Below are 5573 nucleotides of genomic sequence, written 5' to 3'. Positions count from 1 at the left end.
AATAAAAATGGGTATAAAAGAAAATTTGACCTTGGTTTGTGATTTTGATGAAAAAGATATTTCTCAAAAAATTAAAAAAACATTGGAAGAACATTTTAAAGACAGTCAAAAAGTAAATTTAGAGTATAAAAAGTTTTCAGATTTAAAGCCTGCTATAAAGATCTTAAGAAATGGTGAAGATACAGGCGTAAAGTTTTATGGAAATATTCTTGGTGGAGAGTTTCAGGCGTTTTTAGAGAGTTTAAAGATCATAGGAAATAACGAATGTCACATATCACAAAGAGTTTTAGAGTTTATAGAAGAGATAGATAAGCCAGTAGATATTAAAGTTTTTGTAACAACTTCCTGCGGATGGTGTCCACCTGCTACGATTAAAGCCGTTAGCTTTGCAACAGTCAGCAGATTAATAAATGCTTCTATTTATGAATGTTATTCATTCCCGGAGATTGCAATGAAGTATAATGTTTCGGCAGTTCCAAAGACTGTTATCAATGATAAAGTGGAGTTTGTAGGCGTAAAAGATGATAATGAATATTTTGGCTATATAGTAAATGCATTAGGAGAAGTTTAAGCTTTGTTGAAAGTTGGAATACTTGGGTCTACCGGTTCTGTTGGAAGTCAGACGTTAGATGTTATCAGAAAGTATAAAGAACAAATAAAAGTTGAACTTCTTGGAGCTTCTAAGTTATCTGAAAATCTTATAAATCAAATTAAAGAGTTCAAACCATCTTATGTTTATGTTGAAAATACAGAAGAAAAAAATATAGATGATACAAAGGTTTTGGTTGGAGAAGATGGATTAAAGCAAGCTGTTAATCTTGATTTGGATTTATTTGTAAACGCAATTGCAGGAATAAAAGGCATTCTTCCTACTTATCTACTACTTAAATACAATAAAACTCTTGCAACTGCAAACAAAGAAGCTATTATTTGTCTTGGAGAGCTTCTTAAGGATAAGTATAAAAAAATTCTTCCAATAGACAGTGAGCATTCTGCCATTTTTCAGATACTTAAAGATAGAAATCAAAAAGAAGTTAGGAGAATTATTCTAACAGCCTCCGGCGGTCCATTTGTAAACATGCCGGCTGAAGACTTTGAAAATATCACAGTCAAACAAGCATTAAACCATCCAACATGGATTATGGGTAAGAAAATAACCATAGATAGTGCAACGCTGATGAACAAAGGGTTAGAAGTTATAGAAGCCCATTATCTGTTTTCAATGCCTTATGAAAAAATAGATGTACTGATCCATCCAGAAAGTATCATACACGGAATGGTTGAATTTGTTGATGGAACTGTTATATCTAACATGTCTAACCCTGATATGAAAATTCCTATATCATACGCTTTATTTTATCCTGAAAGAAAGTTTTTATCTAATAATTACTTAGATTTTACAAAGATTAAGTCGCTTAACTTTTTAAAACCAGACACAGAAAAATTTCCGTTGTTAAAACTTGCCGTTGAGTGTGGTAAAAAAGGCGGTGTATATCCAACAGTTTTGACTGTAGCAGATGAGATAGCCGTTAACTACTTTTTAGAAGAAAGGATAAAGTTTACAGATATACACAAAATTATCTTAGAGACCTTAGAAAAGTTTGATTATAACAAACTTGATTCTGTAGATGATGTATTTTATATAATTGATAAAACAATAAATTTAGCAACAGAGATAGCAAAGAAGTATGGAAGTGCTTGATTATCACAAATTAAGAATATTTAAAGCAGTTGCAGATTTAAAAAGCTTTTCTAAAGCTGCACAGATGCTTTTTTTATCCCAGCCAACCGTGACGCTTCAAATCAAAAAGATAGAAAATTATCTTGGAATGACTTTGTTTAGAAGACATAAGTCAAATCTTGAACTTACAGAAGAAGGAAAAGTCCTTTATCAGTTTGCAAGCAAAATAATAGAAGATTACATGAATATGGAAGAAAATCTTAAAAACGTAAGAAAAACTTCCATTCTTTACATAGGTTGTAGTTCTACAATAGGTGATTATCTTCTTCCTAAGATAATTACAAAATTTATATCAGAAAATCCAGAAGTAAGCATAAAAATTTTCATAGGCAACTCAAAGGAAGTTGAAGATGGTGTACTATCAAAGATTTTTAATATAGGGCTTGTAGAAGATAACATAATATCAAACAAGCTTGATATATCTGAATTTTATGAAGATGAGATAATCTTGATTGCATCTAAAAATAATTCTATCTGTGAGTATCTAAAAACACAAAATGAGCTAAAAAATTATAAATTTATATTCAGAGAGTTTGGGTCAGGAACAAGGAATATAGTAGAGCAAAGCTTAAAGATAAAAATTAGTCCGTCTATGGAAGTTTCAAGTAGTAAAGCTATTGCTAAGATAGTGCAAAACTCAGATTACTTAGCTTTTGTATCTAAACTTGTTGCTGAAGACTTAATCAATGACGGACATCTGAAAAAAATTGAAGTTGAAGACCTAAAAATTACAAGAAAGTTTTCCATTATCACACAAAAAAATATAAGATTATCATCCGTTGAAAATAGATTTTATATATTTTTGAAAAATATTAACCAGAGGTGAAAGATGAAGATAATAGAGATTGTTCCAAAATTTTTGTAAATTTGTCTTTCCTTGTCATCCTGAGGCCGAAGGCCGAAGGATCTCTTTTTTGATTTTTTGACTTGAGAAGAAAAAATATGAGATTCTTCGCTTCGCTCAGAATGACGATGTGGATTTTTGCAAGCAGCCTTTATAGATTTTTGAAAAATATTAACCAGAGGTGAAAGATGAAAATTATTGACAAATTAAAAAATACAAAGATTAGCATATCATTTGAATTTTTTCCACCCAAGACGGAAGAAGCAGAAAAAACGTTGTTTGAAACAATATCTAACTTACAGCCGTTAAATCCGACTTTTGTGTCTGTCACATATGGAGCAGGTGGTTCAACGAGAGAAAAGACAAGAGACATAGTCAAAAAAATACATGAAGAGACAAACCTAACAGTAATGGCACACCTTACCTGTATAGGTCATTCTAAGCAGGAAATTTTAAGCATTCTTGATGATTATAAAAAGATAGGAATAGAAAATATCCTTGCCCTTAGAGGAGATATGCCCCTTAATTTTGAAAAAACAGATATTCCATCTGATGGATGTAAACATGCAAGCGAGCTTGTAAGTTTGATAAGAGAAAATTATAAAGACTATTTTTGTATAGCTGTAGCATCTTATCCGGAAGGACACCCAGAAAGCTCAAACCTTGAAAGAGAGATTTTATACTTTAAAAAGAAAGTAGAGGCAGGAGCTGATTTTTCTATAACTCAGATGTTTTTTGATAACAGCTATTTTTATGAGTTTTTAGAAAAATGCGAAAAGGCGGGAATTAATATTCCAATAATACCCGGCATTATGCCAATAACAAATTTTAATCAGATTAAAAAGTTTGCTTCTTTGTGTGGTGCAACTATTCCTGAAGAGGTGGTTCAAAAGTTTGAAAAGTATGCAGACAATCCGGAGGAGACTAAAAAGATAGGTATTGAGTTTGCAACCTTGCAGTGTATAGACTTAATCAAACACGGCGCAAAAGGTCTTCATTTTTATACATTAAATAAATCCGATGCAACAATAAAGATTTATGAGAATATAAAAGATTATTTGGCATGATAGAAAAAGATTATTTCTTGACTATAGAATGACAAGTAAATTTTGCTTGACAGGTTGAAAATTTTTTTGTATATTTATGTTAACTTTTTATTTTTTAACTGAACCTTGGCAATTGAATAGGTTAGCCCGCACAAGCTTGTTTTTACGTGAGAACGTGAAACGTGAGATGTGAGACGTTAGAGATTGGTTTATCAATATCTTAGTGATTTTTATCTGATTGTGTGATAGCTTAGTGAGATGATTTAATAGTCAGTGAAGCTAAGGTATTGGTAATGTGATTTTATTTTTTGATGTTTGGTTTGAGTTTGTGTAGTAATGGTTTGAAAGGGATTTTTTGAAGAGTAGCTATAAGTATTTGTTGAATAAAACTTTTTGATTTTAAAATTTTAAGCATTCAAGTTTTTGAAATTTAGGAGTTTTTTATTTTAAAATTTTTTAAGATCGGGAAGTTAAGTAGTGATATTTTCCGCCCCTTTCTGAGTTTGTGGTTTTCAGCAGTTGGCTTGTTATGGGAAGTTAAAGGATAAAATATAATAATATATTTTCTGTATATCGAGGTTTGCTGCAAAAAACTTCAACTTGCGGATTTTTTAAAAATATGTTATAATGTTTTATACATTGGCAATTGAATAAGACTTTTACGAATTTATTTTTTAGTTAAAAGTTAACGGGTTACATCTGAACCGTGTGGGTTAGAAAGAAAAAAACAAGGGCACATTAAAAACATAATAAAATCAGTTACATCTGAACCGTGTGGGTTAGAAAGGTATGCGGAAACACAATAAACAGAGATCTAAATTCGTTACATCTGAACCGTGTGGGTTAGAAAGTCGCTCTCTATTCGTGTTGATTCTTTCCAAAGCTCTGTTACATCTGAACCGTGTGGGTTAGAAAGACTACATAAGAATATGGGACAATATTAACCCATCCACGTTACATCTGAACCGTGTGGGTTAGAAAGAATTTTCCTAACAACTCGTCCGATAGCTTTATAACTGTTACATCTGAACCGTGTGGGTTAGAAAGTCTAATCCTACCATCTTTATCTTTGATGCATACGAAGTTACATCTGAACCGTGTGGGTTAGAAAGGGTATAAAAGGAAGTGTAAGAATACACTCCTTTAATGGTTACATCTGAACCGTGTGGGTTAGAAAGGAACCTGAGAAGGAGCCACCGAAGCCTAAGCTGAACCAGTTACATCTGAACCGTGTGGGTTAGAAAGTAGAACACATCTATTACGAAGACTATGAAGTTGAAGGTTACATCTGAACCGTGTGGGTTAGAAAGGCCATTGGCTGGCTGTTTGTTAAATTAATAATCTTTGTTACATCTGAACCGTGTGGGTTAGAAAGACGATGACGTGTTTTCTATGGGGTACACCCTTTCTTCGTTACATCTGAACCGTGTGGGTTAGAAAGAGACGACTTAAATGAAGTTACACTTAAATCTCTCACGTTACATCTGAACCGTGTGGGTTAGAAAGTTTAAGGTAAGGATAAATATTAAATGCTTCAAAGAGGTTACATCTGAACCGTGTGGGTTAGAAAGTTGGCATTTATAACCTTTATTCTATTTTTAACAAATGTTACATCTGAACCGTGTGGGTTAGAAAGATGCTTGCTCCATCTCTTGTCTCAAAGCATTAGCAATGTTACATCTGAACCGTGTGGGTTAGAAAGTATAATGTATTATTTTCATCTTAATGTCATAGGGGGAGTTACATCTGAACCGTGTGGGTTAGAAAGTTAAATTCAGATACTCTTGTAGTAAGGTAGAACCAAGTTACATCTGAACCGTGTGGGTTAGAAAGAATAAAAAGTTTGTCAAGAAAGTAGCAGGGTTTTTAGTTACATCTGAACCGTGTGGGTTAGAAAGTATCTACTTTCCTAACTGCTTGCCCGATTTCACTTTTGTTACAT

Annotated in this window: 4 protein-coding genes and 1 CRISPR repeat array; all 4 genes read left to right on the top strand. The window is 32.5% G+C overall.

Features of this window, described 5'->3' with window-relative positions; genetic code table 11:
* The coding region (locus tag SULYE_RS05290) for a thioredoxin family protein (protein WP_343122143.1) at positions 1-571 on the top strand (571 nt) is incomplete at its 5' end.
* A gap of 6 nt (positions 572-577) precedes the next feature.
* On the top strand, positions 578-1702 hold the full coding sequence (gene dxr, locus SULYE_RS05285) for a 1-deoxy-D-xylulose-5-phosphate reductoisomerase (protein WP_232178605.1): 1125 nt from the start codon (positions 578-580) through the stop codon (positions 1700-1702).
* A complete protein-coding gene (locus SULYE_RS05280; RefSeq protein ID WP_007547258.1) occupies positions 1689-2567 on the top strand; it encodes a LysR family transcriptional regulator in 879 nt (292 codons plus the stop codon). The genes dxr and SULYE_RS05280 overlap by 14 nt, the downstream gene beginning before the upstream one ends.
* Before the next feature lie 206 nt (positions 2568-2773).
* Entirely contained in the window at positions 2774-3652 is an 879-nt protein-coding gene (gene metF / locus SULYE_RS05275) for a methylenetetrahydrofolate reductase [NAD(P)H] (protein ID WP_007547257.1), read from the top strand.
* A 671-nt stretch (positions 3653-4323) separates the two neighbouring features.
* Positions 4324-5529: direct repeats of the CRISPR family, unit length 29 nt; unit sequence GTTACATCTGAACCGTGTGGGTTAGAAAG.
* Positions 5530-5573 lie beyond the last annotated feature (44 nt).

The sequence above is a fragment of the Sulfurihydrogenibium yellowstonense SS-5 genome, assembly GCF_000173615.1.
Taxonomy (GTDB): domain Bacteria; phylum Aquificota; class Aquificia; order Aquificales; family Hydrogenothermaceae; genus Sulfurihydrogenibium; species Sulfurihydrogenibium yellowstonense.
This window is presented reverse-complemented; position numbering and strand designations above follow the sequence as displayed.